Source organism: Pseudarthrobacter sp. 05T312, from assembly GCF_056396685.1.
Map to the genome: position 1 here is coordinate 49,534 of NZ_JBFTLY010000006.1, position 18,436 is coordinate 67,969.

General features: G+C 66.8%; 21 protein-coding genes and 1 tRNA gene. 15 read left to right on the forward strand and 7 right to left on the reverse strand.

Translation table 11 applies throughout. The features are described 5' to 3' along the window. Positions 1 to 44 precede the first annotated feature (44 nt). The 5 genes from pstS (at position 45) to AC1DIP_RS10480 (ending at position 4,671) form a co-directional block, all read left to right on the forward strand. Complete coding sequence (gene pstS / locus AC1DIP_RS10460; RefSeq protein WP_477733683.1) at positions 45 to 1,166, forward strand: phosphate ABC transporter substrate-binding protein PstS; 1,122 nt, start codon at positions 45 to 47, stop codon at positions 1,164 to 1,166. A 103-nt stretch (positions 1,167 to 1,269) separates the two neighbouring features. Continuing rightward, on the forward strand, positions 1,270 to 2,202 hold the full coding sequence (pstC, locus tag AC1DIP_RS10465) for a phosphate ABC transporter permease subunit PstC (protein WP_477733684.1): 933 nt from the start codon (positions 1,270 to 1,272) through the stop codon (positions 2,200 to 2,202). Next, a complete protein-coding gene (gene pstA, locus AC1DIP_RS10470; RefSeq protein ID WP_476208594.1) occupies positions 2,203 to 3,315 on the forward strand; it encodes a phosphate ABC transporter permease PstA in 1,113 nt (370 codons plus the stop codon). It abuts the gene before it with no gap. 76 nt (positions 3,316 to 3,391) lie between these two features. Next, positions 3,392 to 4,171, forward strand: a complete 780-nt coding sequence (pstB, locus tag AC1DIP_RS10475; protein ID WP_018763202.1) for a phosphate ABC transporter ATP-binding protein PstB — start codon at positions 3,392 to 3,394, stop codon at positions 4,169 to 4,171. Between the two features lie 92 nt (positions 4,172 to 4,263). After that, positions 4,264 to 4,671, forward strand: coding sequence for a hypothetical protein (locus AC1DIP_RS10480; RefSeq protein ID WP_477733685.1), 408 nt, complete (start codon positions 4,264 to 4,266; stop codon positions 4,669 to 4,671). A 12-nt stretch (positions 4,672 to 4,683) separates the two neighbouring features. Here AC1DIP_RS10480 and AC1DIP_RS10485 read toward each other — a convergent pair whose 3' ends face one another. From AC1DIP_RS10485 to AC1DIP_RS10500, 4 genes are all read right to left on the reverse strand, one after another. Then, the gene (locus AC1DIP_RS10485; RefSeq protein WP_477733686.1) at positions 4,684 to 5,091 is read right to left on the reverse strand and encodes a hypothetical protein; all 408 of its coding nucleotides are present in this window, start codon (positions 5,089 to 5,091) and stop codon (positions 4,684 to 4,686) included. Positions 5,092 to 5,260: 169 nt separating this feature from the next. Next, on the reverse strand, positions 5,261 to 6,271 hold the full coding sequence (locus AC1DIP_RS10490) for an inorganic phosphate transporter (protein ID WP_477733687.1): 1,011 nt from the start codon (positions 6,269 to 6,271) through the stop codon (positions 5,261 to 5,263). A gap of 1 nt (position 6,272) precedes the next feature. Then, positions 6,273 to 6,890: a DUF47 domain-containing protein gene (locus AC1DIP_RS10495; RefSeq protein WP_477733780.1), complete on the reverse strand. Its 618-nt coding sequence runs from the start codon at positions 6,888 to 6,890 to the stop codon at positions 6,273 to 6,275. A gap of 315 nt (positions 6,891 to 7,205) precedes the next feature. After that, the gene (locus AC1DIP_RS10500; protein ID WP_159634234.1) at positions 7,206 to 7,865 is read right to left on the reverse strand and encodes a hypothetical protein; all 660 of its coding nucleotides are present in this window, start codon (positions 7,863 to 7,865) and stop codon (positions 7,206 to 7,208) included. Positions 7,866 to 8,075: 210 nt separating this feature from the next. Here AC1DIP_RS10500 and AC1DIP_RS10505 point away from each other — a divergent pair. Beyond that, positions 8,076 to 8,148, forward strand: a tRNA-Lys gene (locus AC1DIP_RS10505). A gap of 49 nt (positions 8,149 to 8,197) precedes the next feature. Here the strand turns inward: AC1DIP_RS10505 and AC1DIP_RS10510 are convergent. Then, complete coding sequence (locus AC1DIP_RS10510) at positions 8,198 to 8,776, reverse strand: peptidoglycan DD-metalloendopeptidase family protein (RefSeq protein WP_476208601.1); 579 nt, start codon at positions 8,774 to 8,776, stop codon at positions 8,198 to 8,200. Between the two features lie 57 nt (positions 8,777 to 8,833). Then, entirely contained in the window at positions 8,834 to 9,175 is a 342-nt protein-coding gene (locus AC1DIP_RS10515; protein WP_476208602.1) for a YciI family protein, read from the reverse strand. 135 nt (positions 9,176 to 9,310) lie between these two features. Between AC1DIP_RS10515 and AC1DIP_RS10520 the strand changes: the two genes are divergently transcribed. Beyond that, positions 9,311 to 10,330 carry a substrate-binding domain-containing protein gene (locus AC1DIP_RS10520; protein WP_476208603.1) on the forward strand — a complete coding sequence of 340 codons (1,020 nt, stop codon included), beginning with the start codon at positions 9,311 to 9,313 and terminating at the stop codon, positions 10,328 to 10,330. A 36-nt stretch (positions 10,331 to 10,366) separates the two neighbouring features. Here the strand turns inward: AC1DIP_RS10520 and AC1DIP_RS10525 are convergent, their stop codons facing one another. Then, positions 10,367 to 11,317, reverse strand: coding sequence for a GAF and ANTAR domain-containing protein (locus AC1DIP_RS10525; protein ID WP_477733688.1), 951 nt, complete (start codon positions 11,315 to 11,317; stop codon positions 10,367 to 10,369). Between the two features lie 222 nt (positions 11,318 to 11,539). Here AC1DIP_RS10525 and arfA point away from each other — a divergent pair, with 222 nt between their 5' ends. The 8 genes from arfA to ureE all read left to right on the forward strand — a co-directional run bounded on the left by arfA (position 11,540) and on the right by ureE (position 18,431). Continuing rightward, complete coding sequence (arfA, locus tag AC1DIP_RS10530) at positions 11,540 to 13,066, forward strand: arabinosylfuranosidase ArfA (RefSeq protein ID WP_477733689.1); 1,527 nt, start codon at positions 11,540 to 11,542, stop codon at positions 13,064 to 13,066. 57 nt (positions 13,067 to 13,123) lie between these two features. Continuing rightward, positions 13,124 to 13,711: an HhH-GPD-type base excision DNA repair protein gene (locus AC1DIP_RS10535; protein ID WP_477733690.1), complete on the forward strand. Its 588-nt coding sequence runs from the start codon at positions 13,124 to 13,126 to the stop codon at positions 13,709 to 13,711. Beyond that, positions 13,711 to 14,715: a LacI family DNA-binding transcriptional regulator gene (locus AC1DIP_RS10540; protein WP_477733691.1), complete on the forward strand. Its 1,005-nt coding sequence runs from the start codon at positions 13,711 to 13,713 to the stop codon at positions 14,713 to 14,715. Before AC1DIP_RS10535 ends, AC1DIP_RS10540 begins: the two co-directional genes overlap by 1 nt. Positions 14,716 to 14,776: 61 nt before the next feature. Continuing rightward, positions 14,777 to 15,325, forward strand: a complete 549-nt coding sequence (locus AC1DIP_RS10545) for a cysteine hydrolase family protein (RefSeq protein WP_261618583.1) — start codon at positions 14,777 to 14,779, stop codon at positions 15,323 to 15,325. A gap of 210 nt (positions 15,326 to 15,535) precedes the next feature. Continuing rightward, positions 15,536 to 15,838 (forward strand): urease subunit gamma, encoded by a 303-nt coding sequence (locus tag AC1DIP_RS10550; protein ID WP_477733692.1) that lies wholly within the window; start codon positions 15,536 to 15,538, stop codon positions 15,836 to 15,838. A gap of 9 nt (positions 15,839 to 15,847) precedes the next feature. Next, a complete protein-coding gene (locus AC1DIP_RS10555; protein WP_477733693.1) occupies positions 15,848 to 16,201 on the forward strand; it encodes an urease subunit beta in 354 nt (117 codons plus the stop codon). Continuing rightward, positions 16,198 to 17,928 carry an urease subunit alpha gene (gene ureC / locus AC1DIP_RS10560; protein ID WP_477733694.1) on the forward strand — a complete coding sequence of 577 codons (1,731 nt, stop codon included), beginning with the start codon at positions 16,198 to 16,200 and terminating at the stop codon, positions 17,926 to 17,928. Before AC1DIP_RS10555 ends, ureC begins: the two co-directional genes overlap by 4 nt. 17 nt (positions 17,929 to 17,945) lie before the next feature. After that, on the forward strand, positions 17,946 to 18,431 hold the full coding sequence (gene ureE / locus AC1DIP_RS10565; protein ID WP_476208618.1) for an urease accessory protein UreE: 486 nt from the start codon (positions 17,946 to 17,948) through the stop codon (positions 18,429 to 18,431). Positions 18,432 to 18,436 lie beyond the last annotated feature (5 nt).

Here is an 18,436-nt window from a genome sequence, read left to right on the forward strand (position 1 = left end):
CGTCCCTGTCCCGCACCTGAATAACCCTGGAAGGGGTACATCTAGTGAAGGCACTCCGCTTCGGCCGCCACGCGGCTATCGCTGTTATCGCAGCCGGCGCACTCGCGCTTACCGCCTGCGGTTCAGACAACGCCACGGGCACCGCGCCTGCCGGCTCCCAGTCCGCCTCCGGCCCCAAGGTCACCGGCACGCTGACCGGCATTGGTTCCTCCGCCCAGGGCGCAGCCATGGACGCCTGGAAGACCAACTTCGCCTCCGCCAACTCCGGCGCCAGCGTGCAGTACTCCCCGGACGGCTCCGGCGCGGGCCGCAAGGCAATCCTGGACGGCTCGGCCCAGTTCGCAGGCTCGGACGCCTACCTGAAGGATGACGAGTACGCCTCGTCCAAGTCCGTGTGCGGACCCGACGGCGCCATCAACGTCCCCGTCTACATCTCCCCGATCGCCGTGGCCTTCAACGTTCCCGGCGTCACCGACCTGAAGCTGGACGCCACCACCGTGGCCAAGATCTTCCGCGGCCAGATCGCCAAGTGGAACGACCCCGCCATCGCTGCCCTGAACGCCGGCGTTACGCTGCCGGACCTGAAGGTTACCCCGGTGAACCGTTCCGACGACTCCGGCACCACGCAGAACTTCACTGACTACCTGACCGCTGCCGCGTCCGACGTGTGGACTGACAAGTCCGCCGGCATCTGGCCCGCCAGCCTCCAGGGCGAAAACGCCAAGGGCACCTCCGGCGTGGTCAAGACCGTCACTGACACTCCCGGCGCCGTGACCTACGCCGACGACTCCGCCGTCAGCGGCAAGCTGGGCGTGGCCCAGATCAAGGTGGGCGATTCCTTCACCAAGATCTCCGCCGACGCTGCTGCCAAGGCAGTCGATGCCGGCCAGCCCGTCGAAGGCCGCGCCGCCAACGACCTCTCCATCAAGCTGGACCGCAAGACCACCATCGCCGGGGCCTACCCGATCGTCCTGGTGTCCTTCCACGTCCTGTGCACCACCTACGACAAGCAGGAGACCGTTGACCTGGTCAAGGCCTTCGAGCACTACGTAGTTTCCGACGAAGGCCAGAAGGCCGCAGCAGAATCGGCCAAGTCCGCCCCGCTGTCCTCCGACCTCGCAGCCAAGGCCGCCAAGGCCATCGACTCGATCAAGGTCAAGTCCTAGCCAGCGCTGTAAAACCGGGTTCCCCGCCTGCCGGACGGCAGTGCGGGGAACTTGGCTTTGCACCCCGCTTCCTTAATCCAGCAACGAATCGAAGGGCCGTCGCATGACCGCCACCTCCCTGACCAGTTCCCAAGGCGCCGGGCGCGCCGGGGACAAAGTCTTCTCCGGTGCCACGCTCGCCGCCGGGTGCCTGATCCTCGCCGTCCTCTTCGGCGTCGCACTCTTTCTGGTAGTCCAGGCAATTCCCGCGCTGACCGCGCCCGCGGACAAAATCCAGGGCGGGCAGGGCTTCTTCGCCTACATCTGGCCCATCGTGGTCGGCACCCTGATCGCCGCGGCCATCGCGCTGGTGATCGCCACCCCCATCGCCATCGGCGTGGCGCTGTTCATCTCCCACTTCGCACCCCGCCGCCTGGCTTCCGGCCTCGGCTACGTGGTGGACCTGCTCGCCGCCATCCCCTCCGTGGTCTACGGCGCCTGGGGCGCGGCTTTCCTTGCCAAGGAGATCTCCCCCGCCTATGGCTGGCTCGCGGCAAACATGGGCTGGCTCCCCATCTTCCAGGGCCCTGCCTCCACCACCGGGAAGACCATCCTCACCGCGGGCATCGTCCTCGCCGTCATGGTCCTGCCCATCATCACGTCGCTGTCCCGCGAGATCTTCCTGCAGACCCCCAAGCTGCATGAGGAAGCTGCGCTGGCGCTGGGTGCAACCCGCTGGGAAATGATCAGGATGGCCGTGCTGCCCTTTGCCCGCCCGGGCATCATCAGCGCCATCATGCTGGGCCTGGGCCGTGCGCTCGGCGAGACCATGGCCGTTGCCCTGGTGCTCTCCTCGGGTGCCCTGACTGCCAGCCTGATCCAGTCCGGAAACCAGACCATCGCCGCCGAGATCGCCCTGAACTTCCCCGAAGCCAGCGGCCTCAAGGTCAGCACCCTGATCGCCGCCGGCCTGGTGCTGTTCATCATCACCCTTGGCGTGAACATGATCGCGCGCTGGGTCATCACCCGGCACAAAGAATTCTCGGGAGCCAACTAAATGACCTCCACGCTTACTCCGGTCCGCAGCAAGCGGTCGGCCCTCACCAAGGGCCAGCTGCCCAAATATGCACCCTATGCGGTGCTCGTTGGAGCCCTGATCGTCGGGGCCGCCATCCTCGCCCTGATCGGCTTCAACGCGTTCGGCTGGGGCCTGGTCTCCGCGATTCTCTTCGCCGTTGGCCTGGTTTCCTGGAGCGCCGCCGTGGAAGGCTCCCGCAGGGCCAAGGACAAGCTGGCCACCTGCCTGGTGGTCGGCTCGTTCCTGGTGGCGCTGCTGCCCCTCGTTTCGGTGATCTGGACCGTGCTGGTCAACGGCATACCCGGACTGATCGACCCCGGATTCCTCACCACCTCCATGAACGGGGTCACCGGCGCCTTCGACAACAAGGCCGTGGAAAGCGGCGGCCCGGTGATGGGCGGCATCTACCACGCCCTCCTGGGCACCGTGCAGATCACGCTGCTGGCCACCGTCATCTCCGTTCCCGTGGGCCTGCTCACGGCCATCTACCTGGTGGAGTACGGCCACGACGGCCGCCTGGCCAAAGCCATCACGTTCTTCGTGGACGTCATGACCGGCATCCCCTCCATCGTGGCCGGCCTGTTCGCGGCCGCGTTCTTCTTCGCTGTGGTTGGCCCGGGCACCAAGACCGGTGCAGTGGCCGCCGTCGCGCTTTCCGTGCTGATGATCCCCGTGGTGGTCCGCTCCAGCGAGGAAATGCTCAAGATTGTCCCCAACGAGCTCCGCGAGGCCGCCTACGCCCTGGGCGTGCGCAAGTGGCGGACCATCCTCAAGGTGGTTATCCCGACGGCGATCTCGGGCATCGCGTCCGGCGTCACCCTGGCTATTGCCCGGGTCATCGGTGAGACGGCGCCCATCCTGGTCACCGCCGGCTTTGCCACCAGCATCAACTCCAACGTGTTCGGCGGCTGGATGGCCTCGCTTCCCACGTTCATCTACACCCAGATCCTCAACCCCACCTCCCCCTCCAACCCGGACCCGTCCTCACAGCGGGCCTGGGGTGCGGCGCTGGTGCTGATCATCCTGGTGATGGTCCTGAACCTGGTGGCGCGCCTGATCGCCAGGATCTTCGCCCCCAAAACGGGCCGGTAGCCAGACCTGCCGCATCTTCCGCCACACCGCGGCGGATCCTAGACTTCAATCCATACCCAGTAAGTGAAGGAACACCATGTCTAAGCGCATCGACGTCAAGGACCTGAACGTGTACTACGGCGATTTCCTCGCCGTTGAGGACGTCAGCATCAACATCGAAGCCAAGTCCGTCACCGCGTTTATCGGCCCCTCCGGCTGCGGAAAGTCCACCTTCCTCCGCACCCTGAACCGCATGCACGAGGTCATCCCCGGCGCCCGCGTCGAGGGCGAGGTCCTGCTGGACGGCGACAACCTCTACGGCCCCGGCGTGGACCCTGTCACCGTGCGCTCGCAGATCGGCATGGTCTTCCAGCGGCCCAACCCGTTCCCCACCATGTCCATCCGGGACAACGTGCTGGCAGGCGTGAAGCTGAACAACAAGAAGATCTCCAAGGGCGAGGCCGACGTCCTGGTGGAACGCTCGCTCAAGGGCGCCAACCTCTGGAACGAGGTCAAGGACCGGCTGGAGAAGCCCGGCTCCGGCCTCTCCGGCGGCCAGCAGCAGCGCCTCTGCATTGCCCGCGCCATCGCCGTGGAGCCGCAGGTGATCCTCATGGATGAGCCCTGCTCCGCCCTGGACCCCATCTCCACCCTCGCCATCGAGGACCTCATCAACGAGCTCAAGGACCAGTACACCGTGGTGATCGTGACCCACAACATGCAGCAGGCCGCGCGTGTGTCCGACAAGACGGCGTTCTTCAACATCGCGGGAACCGGCAAGCCGGGCAAGCTGATTGAGTACGGCGATACCCACACCATCTTCAGCAACCCCGTGCAGAAGGCCACCGAGGACTACGTTTCCGGCCGCTTCGGATAAGCATTGGCGTCGTTGGCGATCTACTGAGGCGTTTAGTACGCTAATCTAGATACTTTCGGAACTAGTAGTAAGCCCGCTAAAGGAGTTTTGCCATGACGCAGACGGCCAGTGACCCCATGGGCCCCCAGCTTACTGTTTCCGTACCTGAGATTGACGCCGTGCAGGATGCCGTGGAACCGGCCCAGGCGTTCGCCGCCGCGGCGGGGCTGGCGGGGCCCCTCGCAGCCGGGCCCCTGGCGCCAGAGCTCGAACCGCATCTCTCGCTGGCAATAGCCCCCGTCGAGGAAGAGGATGTACTGGCCGAGGTGTGGCGCACCAGCTCCCGCCTCGAGAGCATGCAGTGGGAACTGGATACCGCCCAGGAGTCCCTGCGGCAGGCGGTGCGCAAAGCCTCGGCAGCCGGAGTAGCGGACCATGAACTTTGCACGGCGGCCAACCTGACCCAGGACGAACTCACCACGGTACTGACGGCCGCAGCTCCCGTGACCCTGGAGCTCTAGCACGCCCTGTAGCTATTCCGGCACCTCCAGCTGGAATCCGCAGTGGCAGCGCAGGACCCGGGTGGGGAGGGACACGGCGCTGAGCGTGCTTCCTGACCTGCCGCTGCGGTAGCAGAGCCGCTCCACCTCGAATTCCGCCTCTTCCATGGGGAAGCCGCAGTGGATGTAGTCGTCCCCGAAGAGGATGACCTCGGTCATCCAGTGCACCTGGTTCAACGCAGCCGCGACGTCCGTGGCGTAGGCGGTGTGTTCCTGGAACAGGTCGCAGTCGTTGCAGGTGTACGAGACCGTGACGAGGTCACCGCCTGCCGCGCCGATGGCCGTGATCGCGTGGATGGTGAGCTGGTGCTCGGTTCCGCATGCCTCGCACCGGGGCTGCCGGGGCTGTGGAAGGGGGCGCCGGGAATACGAGGGAGACATGACGCCTGCTCTTTTCCACTTTGTGCATCCGAACCGCCGGTTTGCTGCAGCGGCGCGCCGTCCGCAGCCCTGCACACGGCGCGGACGCCGGTCCCCGGCACCGTTGACCCGGGGGCGCACTTTGAATGTACGTCACGCCGGATTCCCTGTATAGGGGGAGCAGCCCCGCCTACGTGGGGAGGGGGGAGAGGGCCAGCGCGAGCACGAAGCCGAGGGCGCAGGTAGCCAGCGGGGTCAGGCCCCAGAGCCAGAGGATCCGGATGACCAGCTTCCGGTTGGTGACCGAAAAATGCTGGTTCTCCCCTGCACCGAGGGCGCCGGCCGTGACGGTGTGGGTGGTGGAGAGCGGCCAGTGCAGCCCGATCGCACCCACAAAGAGCATCACTGCGCTGAATGTCTGGGCCACGGAGCCGCGCAGGGGATCGATCCGGGTGATCTTGTAGCCGATGGTGTGCGAGATCCGCCACCCTCCGAAAAGGGTCCCGGCGGTCATCATCACCGCGGAAAGCGCCGCCACCCACGTGGGGATCCCGCCGTCGGCGTAGCCTGCCGCCAGCAGTGCCAGGAGCAGGACCGCGCTGACGCGCTGCCCGTCCTGCAGGCCGTGGCCGAATGCCACCGCGCCCGCGGCTACGGCCTGGCCCCGGCGGAACCGCTGGTTCACCACGTTGGCCTGGGTGTAGCGGGCCACCCAGGTGGCCGGATACACCAGGAGGAATGAGCCGCTGTAGGCCACCAGCGGGGACAGGACCAGCGGCAGGACCACCTGGAACAGCAGCGACTGGTCCACGCCGGCCACCCCGGGCCCGCCGATGGCCAGGCTGGCCAGGCCTGCGCCGGCAAGGCCACCCACCAGGGCATGGGTGGAGGACGCAGGAATGCCGCGCCACCACATCAGGATGCCCCACGCGCAGGCGCTGGCCAGGCCGGCCACCAGGATGGCCAGTCCGTCGGTGCCGCCCGGGAGGCTGATCCAGGTCCGGCTGACGGCGACGGCGAGCAGGGCGCTGAGGAGGGCGCCGACAAAGTTGAAGAACGCGGCCAGAAGGATGCCCACGCTGGGGGTGAGGGCCCGGTTCCGCACTGCCAGGGCCACCGAGGTGGATGCGTCGCGGAAGCCGTTCAGGAAGGCAAACGCAGCGGCCAGCAGGACCACCGCGCCGAAGATGACTGCCGCCACGTCAGGATTCCTTGACGATGATGCTGCCTACCTGGGTGGCTACCCGCCGCATGTCCTTGGTGACCTCCACCAGCTGGTTGGCGATGTCGCGGTTGCGGGAATACTGCGCCCACTTCATGTCCGCGATCATGTCCGCCACCCACACGCGGTGCGTCCGCTCCGCCCGTTTGGCAAGGCGCAGGATCTCGATCCAGTAATCCTCGAGGTCATCCAGGTCATTGAGCCTGCGCATGGCGTCAACGGTCAGTTCGGCCTGCCGGCTGATGATCTCGAGCTGGTCGGCGGCACGTTTGGGGAGGCGGTCCAGCCGGTACAGGGCCACCAGCTCTGCGGCGGCGTCCATCTTTTCCATGGCTTCGTTGAGGTACCGGGACAGGGCGTACATGTCCTCGCGGGGCAGCGGATTCACGAAGCTGGTGCGCATGTGGGTCAGCAGCGCGAAATGCAGTTCCGCGGACTTGGCCTCGATGTTGTGCATGTCCTCGACAAGCTTGCCGTGCTCGTCCGCGGGTACGCCAAGGATCTCGGCCAGGGTGGCGCTGGCCAGCACGATCTGTTGTGCCATCTGTGAGAGCAGGTTCAGCCCTGCGGGCTCCTGTGGAAAAAGGCGCAGCTTCACGTGTTTACCGGTCTCCAGGGACTTATCAAGGCGGGGGTTGCTGCCGTGTGACTTGACGGCGGCGGGCAACTGAGGATTACTCTACCGGCCCGAAACTGCACCCTCTGAATTGGCTGCCTGGAAGAGGGCAGAAAAATGGTGCCGAACCGGATACGCCTCTCGGCGGTAGGCCGCTCTAGGCGGCTAATTGTTGAAGCCCGGGGGTTTCGCGGCTCGGCACCGGTTTCAGTCTTCTACTTACCCCGGCCCAAGTCAATCTTGACAGCGGGGGCTTGGTTCGTCCCGGAAATCCGGGCCGCCGGCTTCATGCAGGGCTCAGTCCAGTTCGCCCAAGCGCCACGCGTTGGCGGCGTGTTCCAGGTCCTCGGCGGTCTTCACCAGCTGGTGGGAGTTGCGGGTCAGCTTGCTGGCATGGGCCTCGTTGGCATGCTCGGCGCCATCGGCGAGGGTGGCCTGGCCAAGCGCCACCACGCGGCAGAAGGCAGCGGAACGTTCCAGCGCGACGTCGAAATCGCCGTCGAACGCGCCGGAAAGGATGGCGTCCGCCATGGTGCGCATTTCGTCTGCACCCGGGGGCTCAGCCGCGCCGGCCACCACGTTGGATACCTGGGCGGTGTCCCGGCCCGCGCGGAAGTACACGCTGATGCGTTCCGGGTCCTGGACGGTGGCGGCGCGCAGCGCGTAAAGCCGCCACAGGGCGCCGGGAAGCGAGCGGGCCGGGCTCTCCGCCCACATCTCGGCGATCGCATCCAGCCCCTGTTCGTCGGCGAGCTTGACCAGCCGTTCGGTGATCACGGGATCGTCGCTGTCGCGGCCATGGCGGACCAGGGCCTGCGCGGCAAGGTGGGCGGCCTCCGACACGCGGGCGGGATCGGCCCCGCCTGCGAAGGGCTCGAAGTCCATCGGCGCGAAGGGCTTGGGCTTGTGGTGCCGGTTGCTGCCGCCGTACGGAGTGGTTCCTGCTTGCTCGCTCATGCCCCCACGCTACTCCTGTGCCGCCGCGGAAATCGAGCCTCTGCAGGGCTTGTCCGCTGGCGGCGGGAACGGCCTGAACCGTGGGGTGAAAAGGTACGACGGCGGCGCCCGCGGTGTGTGCGGAGTGGCCGGAACCATGGGTTACAGTATTAACGTCCAGAAATGGATTGGGCCGTACGGGCAGGCACAGCGTGTTTGACCGGCCGGCAGGGGCCTTTAGCTCAGTTGGTAGAGCATCGGACTTTTAATCCGTGGGTCGTGGGTTCGAGCCCCACAGGGCCCACCCATCAAGACCACAAAGGTCCGCCGCTAACGCAGGCGGACCTTTCCTTTTAACCCTCCCGAAGCCCGGCTTCCACCACCGTCCCGCCCCGCGGCAGGCCGCCCGGGAACGTGATGGGAACCGCGGAAGCGTGGCCCGGATCTGCCGAGTCCATGGCCTGGACGTGCACATGGGGTTCTGTGCTGTTGCCGGAATTGCCGCACCGGCCCACCGGCGCCCCGCACCCAACCACCTGGCCGTCACGGACGCAGATGCTCCCGCGCTGGAGGTGGCACAGGGCAATGAACACCCCGCCGGACTCGATGATCACGTGGTTGCCCGCCAGCCCCGGCCAGCCCTCCCGTACGCGGCGGCCCTGGGTTGCTGCGTAGCGGATCGATGGAAACCCCCGGTACGCGGGGTGATCCGGCTCCCCATCATGGGCGGCGCGCACCACCCCGGCCGCCGGGGCTGTGACAGGCCTCCCGAACCCCACGAAGTGTTCCGGCGGCTCGCGCCGGAACAGCGAGCCCACGGTAATGGGGGCAGACCGGCCATTCCCGTCCACCGGGGTGAAACCGATGGCGAAGCCCGTGGCGAAGAGCCGTGTCCCGTGGCTGGGAACCCGGTCGGCAGGCGAGTTCTGCACGCGCCAGGGCCCCTTGAAGGGATACGCAAGGACAAGCGGTTCCGCCGGTTGCATGGTTCAGCTGGCGGGGTCGTACTGGAAAGCCCGCACCTCCTGTGCGCAGCGGCAGGCTGCCGCGATTTTCGCGGCCCACTGCACTGCGGCCCCGTACGACGGCAACTCCAGCACCGTGTACCCGCCTTCGATCCGCGCAGTCTGGGGGTAGGTGCCCTCCGCGACGGTTCCACCGGCGTCGACCATGACGGGTGGGACGCTTTCGTCGATCCCGCCGCCGAAAACCCAGACGCCGGCTTCCTTTGCCTCCTGGACCACTGCGTGCGCGGCGTCCGCCACTTCCTGCAGGCCGCCGTCGGGGATGTCCATGGCTCCGCTGGGAAACGAGATCAGGTATTTGGTCATTCCGCCGGCTCCTTCGCTGCAAACGGGGGATCCTCCTCATCCTTCCCAGCGGGCAGCTGCCGCGCAAGGATTGATCCGGAATCGCCAGCCCATGTTGCGCAGGCGGGGCGGCGGGGTCACAGGCACAATAGGCTCATGGCAAATACCAGCAAGGGCCGGATGCCGCGCCTGGAAGACGTGGCCAAGGTGGCCGGCGTCTCCCACCAGACCGTCTCCCGCGTGGTGAACCACCACCCCAATGTCAGCAAGGCCACCCGGGAAAAGGTGGAGGCGGCCATCGCGGAACTGGGATACCGGCGCAACACCGCGGCCCGGAGCCTGGTCACGCGGCGCTCGCAGACCATCGGCGTGCTGGCCAGTGAGCTTTCCCAGTACGGTCCGGCCAATACCCTGCTGGGCGTTGAGCATGCTGCCCGCAACGCCGGCTACTTTGTCAGCATCGCAGCATTGCGGGAGGTCAGCCGGGAAGCCATTTCCGACGCCGTCGGGCACTTTATGGACCAGGCAGTGGACGGGATCGCGGTGCTGGTGCCGCACACGGACACCCTCGCCGTGCTGGAGCAGATGAACCTTCCGGTGCCCGTGGTGGCCGTGGGCTCCGCGGGCAGCGCGAAGGTGAGCGGGGCCATGGTGAACCAGCGTGCGGGCGCCAGGCTCGCCGTCGAGCATCTCGTCAGGGAAGGCCACCGGCAGATCGGACACATCGCGGGGCCGCCCGACTGGACGGACGGGGCGGAACGGGCAGAGGGCTGGCGGGCCGTGCTCCGAGAGGCCGGCCTGGACGAATCCCTCCTGGTGGAGGGGGACTGGAGCGCGGGGAGCGGCTACGCGATCGGCCGCCGGCTCGCGTCCGGACTCACGGCGACAGCCATCTTCGTGGGAAATGACCAGATGGCGCTGGGCCTCCTGCGTGCGTTCACGGAGGCGGGCGTCAAGGTGCCCGACGACGTCTCCGTGGTGGGTTTCGACGACCAGCCGGAAGCCGGGTACTTCACGCCGCCGCTGACCACCGTCCGCCAGGACTTCGAGGAACTGGGACGCCGCTGCATGGACATCATGCTGGAGGAGATCGAGTCCGGGGCCGCGGTGAGCTCCACCGTGGTGCCGCCGCAGCTGGTCCTCCGCGCCAGCACTGCGGCCCCGGCGCCGGCCTAGAGGCGCAGGCGGACCGTTCGCAGCGCGGGCTGCGGCTCAGCGGCCGAAATGCGAGTGCGGCGCACCTTCGGGCAGGCGCTCAAGGAGGTCTTCGGCCACCTTGCGGACCTTGATGTTTCGGTGGCTTGAAGCCTTGGCAAGGATGGAGAAGGCCTCCTGGTAGGAGCACCTGTTCTGGGCCATGATCACTCCGCATGCCACGTTGATGGAAGTGCGGCTGTCCAGTGCCGAGCGGAGGTCGGTGGCCAGTGAGCGTGCAGTGTGCAGGTTGATGGCCATCTGGAGGCTCCTCGTGGCCAGCTGCGCGAAGCTTCGTGCTTCGGCAATGACCTGGAGCGGGAAGGCTTTTGCGTCCTGGGCGAAGAAGGCAAGGGCGGCACTTGACTGGCCGAGGTCGCTGGTGCCGGGGGCCCCGTCGTCGGAGGGAATATCAGCGTCCAGGCGGAGCCTGACGGCAAGGGTGCTGCCGAAGCCGGCCGCCTGCAGCTGGCTTGAGTACTGCCGCCACCGGAAGTCGCCGTTGCGCTGCAGGACGGCCACGGGGTGGCCGCCGGACATCACATCGGTAACGGGCCCCTCGGCCCTTTCCCGCTCCCAATCAAGCAGCCGGACTACGTCGTCGGTGGTGCCGGTGATGGCCGGGCCGCGCTTTGGCTGGAGCAGCACCAGTCCGCAGCCGACGTCGATTCCGGCGGTCCTGACCACGTGGGCAGCCGATGCCGCCACCAGCAGGTCCAGGGAATCGGCCAGGGTCTGGGTACCGTTCACCAGGTCGAGAAGGAGGGCGTTGTTCCGCGGTGCAGCCTGCACGTGGCTGGCAGCGGAGGGCAACGGCAAGTGGCCCCTGCGGGGGGCCAGGCGGGCCGGAGGGCCGGCGACGGCTGGGGGAGAGCCCTTGGTCTCGAAGGACTCCTCGTCGCCGGCCCCGCCTATTACCCGGGTCCTGTGGACCGGGAAGCTTGGGCCTATCTGTTGTGAGTGATGCATTGCCAGTCTCGAACCCCCCTAGTGAGACAAGTACCGAGAGCCTGGAGGCCTTGTCTCTGTGAAAAACCTAATTGCCCTCGTGCCTCCGGTGGATGCGTAGCTGGTACCTGTTTTTTCGATTAGGTAGTACTTGGAGGCCGGCGGGCCGCACTCTTGACGTGGGCAGCGGCACGGCAAACAATGCTTCTATAACGTTGTAAATCAATCGTCGAGGATACCTTCGTGACCCAGCCACAGGCCGCCGCAGCAAAAATAACCGTTGATCCATCGTTCACCGTGGGTCCAGTCCGCCGTCGTACGTTTGGCGCGTTCGTTGAGCACCTTGGCCGGTGCGTGTACACCGGGATCTTTGAACCCGGGCACCCGGCCGCCGACCAGGACGGTTTCCGCAGGGACGTCCTGGAACTGACCCGCGAGCTGGGCGTCACCACCGTCCGCTACCCGGGCGGCAATTTCGTCTCCGGCTACCGCTGGGAGGACGGCGTGGGCCCGGTGGACCAGCGCCCCGTCCGCCTGGACCTGGCCTGGCATTCGACTGAACCCAACACCGTGGGCGTGGACGAGTTCGCAAAATGGTCCGCCAAGGCCGGCGTGGAACCGATGATGGCCGTGAACCTGGGCACCCGCGGCATCCAGGAGGCACTGGACCTCCTGGAGTACTGCAACATCGACGGCGGGACGGCCCGCTCCGAACAGCGCCGCGGCAACGGGGCTGCCAACGGCTACGGCATCACCATGTGGTGCCTGGGCAACGAGATGGACGGACCGTGGCAGATCGGCCACAAGAACGCCCTCGAATACGGCAGGCTGGCCGCGGACACCGCCCGCGGCATGCGCATGATCGACCCCGGCCTGGAGCTCGTGGCCTGCGGCAGCTCCAGCCCCACCATGCCCACGTTTGGCGAGTGGGAGCGTGTGGTCCTCACCCAAACCTACGACCTGGTGGACCTCATTTCCGCGCACCAGTACTTCGAGGACACCGGCGACCTGCAGGAACACCTGGCCGCCGGGCACAAGATGGAAGCCTTCATCCACGACCTCGTGAGCCACATCGACCATGTGAAATCGGTGAAGAAGTCCAGCAGGCAGGTGAACATCTCCTTCGACGAGTGGAACGTCTGGCACATGAGCCGCGAGGCATCCAGGGTCCCCACCGGCAAGGACTGGCCGGTGGCCCCGGCCCTGCTCGAGGACAGCTACACGGTGGCGGACGCCGTGGTGGTAGGGGACCTGCTGATCACGCTGCTCCGGAACACCGACCGCGTCCACTCGGCCAGCCTGGCACAGCTGGTGAACGTGATCGCACCCATCATGACCGAACCCGGCGGCCGCGCCTGGAAGCAGACCACCTTCCACCCGTTCGCCCTGACCTCCCAGCATGCATCCGGCACGGTGCTGCAGCTCGCCGTGGAATCCCCACTGGCCGGCGCCGGGGTGACGGCGGATGCCACCGCCCTGTCCGCCGTCGCCACGTTTGACGGGGAAAAGGGTGAGGCCGTGCTGTTCGCCGTGAACCGTTCGGCCCGCCAGGCGCTCACCCTCGACGCGGCAGTCTGTGCCCTGGGTGCCGTGCGCGTGCTGGAAGCGGTGACGTACGCCAACGAGGACCCCTACTGGCAGGCCAGCGCCGACGACTCCACCTCCGTCCTGCCTTCCGGAAACGCCACGGTAAAGGCCGACGGCGGACGGCTCACCGCCGAACTCCCGGCAGTGTCCTGGTCCATGATCCGGCTGGCTGTGGGGTCCTGACATGCCCGGACGCAATGCCGGGAACGCTTATGACGTGCGCGCCCCGCAGGTGGGAGGATGGACGGCATGGAACTGCACATCACAGGGGATCCTGCTGCGGACAAATTGCTGACTGAGGACGATTTCGCCCTCCTGACCGGCATGCTGCTGGACCAGCAGGTAACGATGGAATCTGCGTTTGCCGGGCCGGAAAAGATCCGGACGCGGTTGGGGTCGCTCAAACCCGATGCCATCGCGACGCATGATCCCGCGGCATTCGTGGAGATGTTCAAGGAACGTCCCGCCGTCCACCGCTTCCCCGGTTCCATGGCTGCACGCGTCCAGGCGCTCGCCGCGGCGGTGCAGGACGAATGGGACGGTGAGACCGCCGCCATTTGGACCAAGGGCTCGCCGGACGGTGCCGAGGTGCTGCGCCGGCTCAAGGCCCTGCCCGGTTTCGGGGACCAGAAGGCAAAGATCTTCCTGGCCCTGCTGGGCAAGCAGCGCGGCCTCAAGGCGTCCGGTTGGCGCGAGGCCGCCGGCCACTACGGCGACGACGGCGCCTACCTGTCGGTGGCCGACATTGTGGACCCGGAATCCCTGGCCAAGGTGCGCGCCAGCAAGCAGGCTGCGAAGGCGGCGGCGAAGGCTGGAAAAGAGCGTTAATGGCAGTAACCATGAACGACGTCGCGAGGGCGGCCGGTGTGTCCCTCAAGACCGTTTCGAACGTATTGAACGACTACGAATTCATCCGTCCCGCCACCAAGCAGCGGGTGCAGGACGCCATTGCAGAGCTGGGCTACGAGGCAAACCTCACCGCCCGCAGCCTCCGGTCCGGCAAGACGTCCATGCTGGGCCTGGTGCTGTCCGACCTCTCCGCCCCCTACTACGCCGAGCTGGCATCCAAGCTGATGAAAGCCGCGGCGCGGCACGGCTACCGGGTGCTGGTGGAGCAGTCCGACGCAGAGCCCGCCGCTGAACTCGGCGCCCTCCACGGGACTTTCCGGCAGCTGACGGACGGCCTGCTGTTCACCCCGTTGGCGGTGGATGCGGAGGCCATAGCCGCGCGGGCGGGCAGGAAGCCGCTGGTGATGCTGGGTGAGCACATTGTGGATCCCCGCTTCGACCTGGTGACCATGAAGAACCGGGAAGCCGCGGCCGCCCTGACCGGGCACCTGCTGGCCGGTGGCCGCCGCCGTATTGCCGTGATCGGAGCGAACCCCGGCGAGTCCACCGGTACCGGTGGCCTGCGCCTGAACGGGTACCGGACGGCGCTCGCAGAGGCGGGCATCCCGTACGACCCCGCGCTGGTGGCACCCGCTGAATGGCGCCGCGACACCGGTGCTGCCGCCGTCGCCGGGCTGCTGGACAGCGGCGTGGAGTTCGACGCCGTATTCGGACTGAACGACGTCCTGGCGCTGGGGGCACTGCACGAATTGCAGGTCCGCGGGGTGAAGGTCCCGCAGGACGTGGCGGTGGCAGGCTTTGACGACCTCGACGAAGCGCGGTTTGCGTCCCCGTCCCTGACAACGGTCGCTCCAGGCATGGACGAGATCGCGGAGCGGTCCATCAGCCTGTTGCTGGACAGGATCGCCGGCCGGGAACCATCGGTCCAGGGCGTGCACGTGGAAGCCGGGTTCGAACTGAAAATCAGGGAGTCCGCGCCCTAGCGTCTTTTGGCCGGAGGTGGGTACGTTACCCCCAACGGTCCGGCGAGAGGAAGGTCCCCACGTGATAGCCCTGTTGGTCATCGACATGCAGAACGCCTTCTTCGAAGCGCCTGAGCTGGCCGCCCAGCAGGACAGGGTGGTGGGCGAATGCAACCGGCTGCTGAAGGGATTCGAGGCCGCTGGCCACAAGGCGCTGCTGGTGGGCACCGAGCATGAGCGGGACAAGTCCACCTGGACCCTCAGCATGCTCGACGATGACCAAGGCTTCATCTTCCGCGGCACCGAGCAGGCGCAGTCCGTGCCGGGCCTGGCCAAGGGGGACCTGCCGCAGCTGAACAAGACGCGCGACAGTGCGTTCGTAGGCACCGACCTACTGTCCCGGTTGTGGAACTGGGGCGCCAACGAAGTGGTGCTGGCCGGCGTCTCCACCCACAACTGCATTGCCCAGACGGCCGCCGACGCTTTCGCCCACAACATCCGGGTCAGCTACGCCAAAGACGCCATGGCCTCCGAGGATGACAAGGACGCGGCGGACATGCTCCGCATCCTCTCCACCACCTACCGCCAGCCGGTCCAGTCCACGGACGAGATCCTCGCCCGGCTCCGCTAAGCCAAGTAGCCGCTGAGTCTCCCCACCTTTGAGCGATGACGACGGCGTGTCCGGGCCAACCGCCGTCGTCCGCTGCCAAGGGGGAGCCAAAGGCGGGGAGACTCAGCGCGTCCGCGCCGAGGCGTCCGGATGATGGACCTGAAACGTGGCGGAAATGTGCGGGGCCTACTCTGAATCCACGCTGTCCGCCGGCCGTTGAAGGGACCCCGCATGCATCTGATGCCCCGTGAGCAGGAAAAACTCATGATCGTGGTGGCCGCCGACCTCGCCCGGCGCCGGCAGTCCCGCGGCCTCAAGCTCAACTACCCCGAAGCGGTGGCCATCATCAGCTACGAACTGATCGAAGGCGCCCGGGACGGCCGGACCGTGGCGGACCTCATGAGCTATGGCACCACCATCCTCACCCGCGGGGACGTCATGGAAGGGGTGCCCGAAATGATCCATGACGTGCAGATCGAGGCCACCTTCCCTGACGGCACCAAGCTGGTCACCGTCCACGATCCGATCCGCTAAGGAGCCGCAGTGATCCCAGGAGAATACGTCCTCCGCCCGGAGCCCGTGACGGCAAACGCGGGGCGCGACGCCATCGAGCTGTCCGTGACCAACACCGGCGACCGGCCCGTCCAGGTGGGCTCACATTTCCATTTCGCCGAGGCCAACGTTGCCCTGGCCTTCGACCGGGACGCGGCCCGCGGCCGGCGCCTGGACATTCCCGCAGGGACGGCTGCCCGGTTTGAGCCGGGGGATTCGCGGAACGTAAGGCTTATCGAACTGGCCGGGACCCGGGAGATTTACGGGCTCAGCGACGCGGTCAACGGAAGGCTCGACGGCGGCACGCGCCAAAGCGGGCCTCTTACGGAAGGGGACGGCGAATGAGCTTCGAGATTCCGCGCCGGCAGTACGCAGACCTCTACGGCCCCACAACCGGCGACAAGATCCGCCTGGCGGACACCGGACTCTTCCTCGAAATCGAGAAGGACCTCACCGTGTACGGGGAGGAAGTGGTGTTCGGCGGCGGCAAGGTGATCCGGGACGGCATGGGGCAGAACGGCCAGGCCGTCCGGGATGAGGACATTCCGGACACTGTCATCACCAACGCCGTGATCCTGGACTCCACCGGCATCTACAAGGCAGACGTGGCGCTGAAGGACGGCCACATCTTCCGGATCGGCAAGGCCGGCAACCCGCAGATCACCGACGGCGTGGACATCGTGATCGGCTCAAGCACCGAAATCATCGCAGGCGAACGGAAAATCCTCACCGCCGGCGGCATCGACACCCACATCCACTTCATCTCCCCGGACCAGATCCCCACCGCCCTGGCCAGCGGCGTCACCACCATGATCGGCGGCGGCACCGGCCCCGCCGAAGGCACCAAAGCCACCACCGTCACACCCGGAAAGTGGCACATCCAGCGGATGCTGCAGGCCGCCGAGGCGTTCCCCATGAACATCGGCCTGTTCGGCAAAGGCCACGCCTCCGCCGTCGAACCCCTCGCCGAGCAGATCCGCGCCGGTGCCATCGGGCTCAAAGTCCACGAAGACTGGGGCGCCACCACCTCCTCCATCGACACGTCGCTGCAGGTCGCGGACGAGTACGACGTCCAGGTGGCCATCCACACCGACACCCTGAACGAGTGCGGGTTCGTGGAGGACACCATCCGCGCCATCGCCGGCCGCGTCATCCACACCTTTCACACCGAAGGCGCCGGCGGCGGCCACGCCCCGGACATCATCAAGATTGCCGGCATGCCCAACGTCCTGCCGGCCTCCACCAACCCCACGCTGCCGTACACGCGCAACACCATCGAAGAGCACCTGGACATGTTGATGGTCTGCCACCACCTCAACCCGGACATCCCCGAGGACGTGGCCTTCGCCGATTCCCGCATCCGCGCCGAAACCATCGCCGCCGAGGACGTCCTGCAGGACCTGGGCGTCTTCTCCATCACCTCCTCCGACTCCCAGGCCATGGGCCGGGTAGGCGAGGTGATCACCCGCACCTGGCAGGTGGCGGACAAGATGAAGAAGCAGCGCGGGGCCTTGGAAGACAACGACGGCGGGGCGCACGGCAGTGCGGGCAGCGACAACTTCCGGCTCAAGCGCTACGTGGCCAAGTACACCGTCAACCCCGCCATCGCGCAGGGCATCGCCGATTCCGTGGGGTCAGTGGAAGTGGGCAAGTTTGCGGACCTGGTGCTGTGGGATCCGGCGTTCTTCGGCGTCAAACCGGAACTGGTGCTCAAAGGCGGACAGATCGCCTACGCACTCATGGGCGACTCCAACGGATCCATCCCCACACCGCAGCCGCGGACCATGCGCCCGATGTTCGCCACCTTCGGCAAAGCCGTGCAGCAGAGCTCCATCACGTTCCTGTCCAAGGCGGCGATCGACGCCGGGGTCCCCACTGAGCTTGGCCTCGGGAAGATCATCCGGCCCGTCTCCGGCATCCGGAACCTCACCAAAGCCGACCTCAAATACAACGACGCCACGCCCGACATCCAGGTGGACCCGGAGACGTACCGGGTCACGGTGGACGGCGAGGACGTCACCTGCGAACCGTCCGACGTGCTGCCCATGGCGCAGCGCTACTTTCTCTTCTAGAAATCCGGAGAAACCACGTGATCATCGAACGAGTCCTCGGCAACCTTCACGACCTGCCGGGCACTGACCTCGCCGCCTACTCCGGCCTGCACCGCGAAAAAGTCGTCCTGCCCAGCGCCTCCCTGGTCAAACGCATCCAGCGGGCCACCACCGACCACGGCAAGGAAATCGGCATCCGCCTCCCCGCCGGCTCCGCCGACCTCCGTGACGGCGACATCCTCCACGTCGCGGACACCAACATGATCGTGGTGTCCGTCCTGCCCACCGACGTCCTGGTCATCGCGCCACGGACCATCCATGAAATGGGCATCACCGCGCACTCCCTGGGCAACCGCCACCTGCAGGCACAATTCTTCGACGCGGACAGCGAGTACGGGGCCGCCGTCATGGTGTGCGCCTACGACCACACCGTCGAGGACTACCTCATCCACAACGCCGTGCCCTATACCCGCCAGGAACGCGTCATGCCTGTGCCTTTCCGCCATGCTGAACACAGCCACTAGGCACG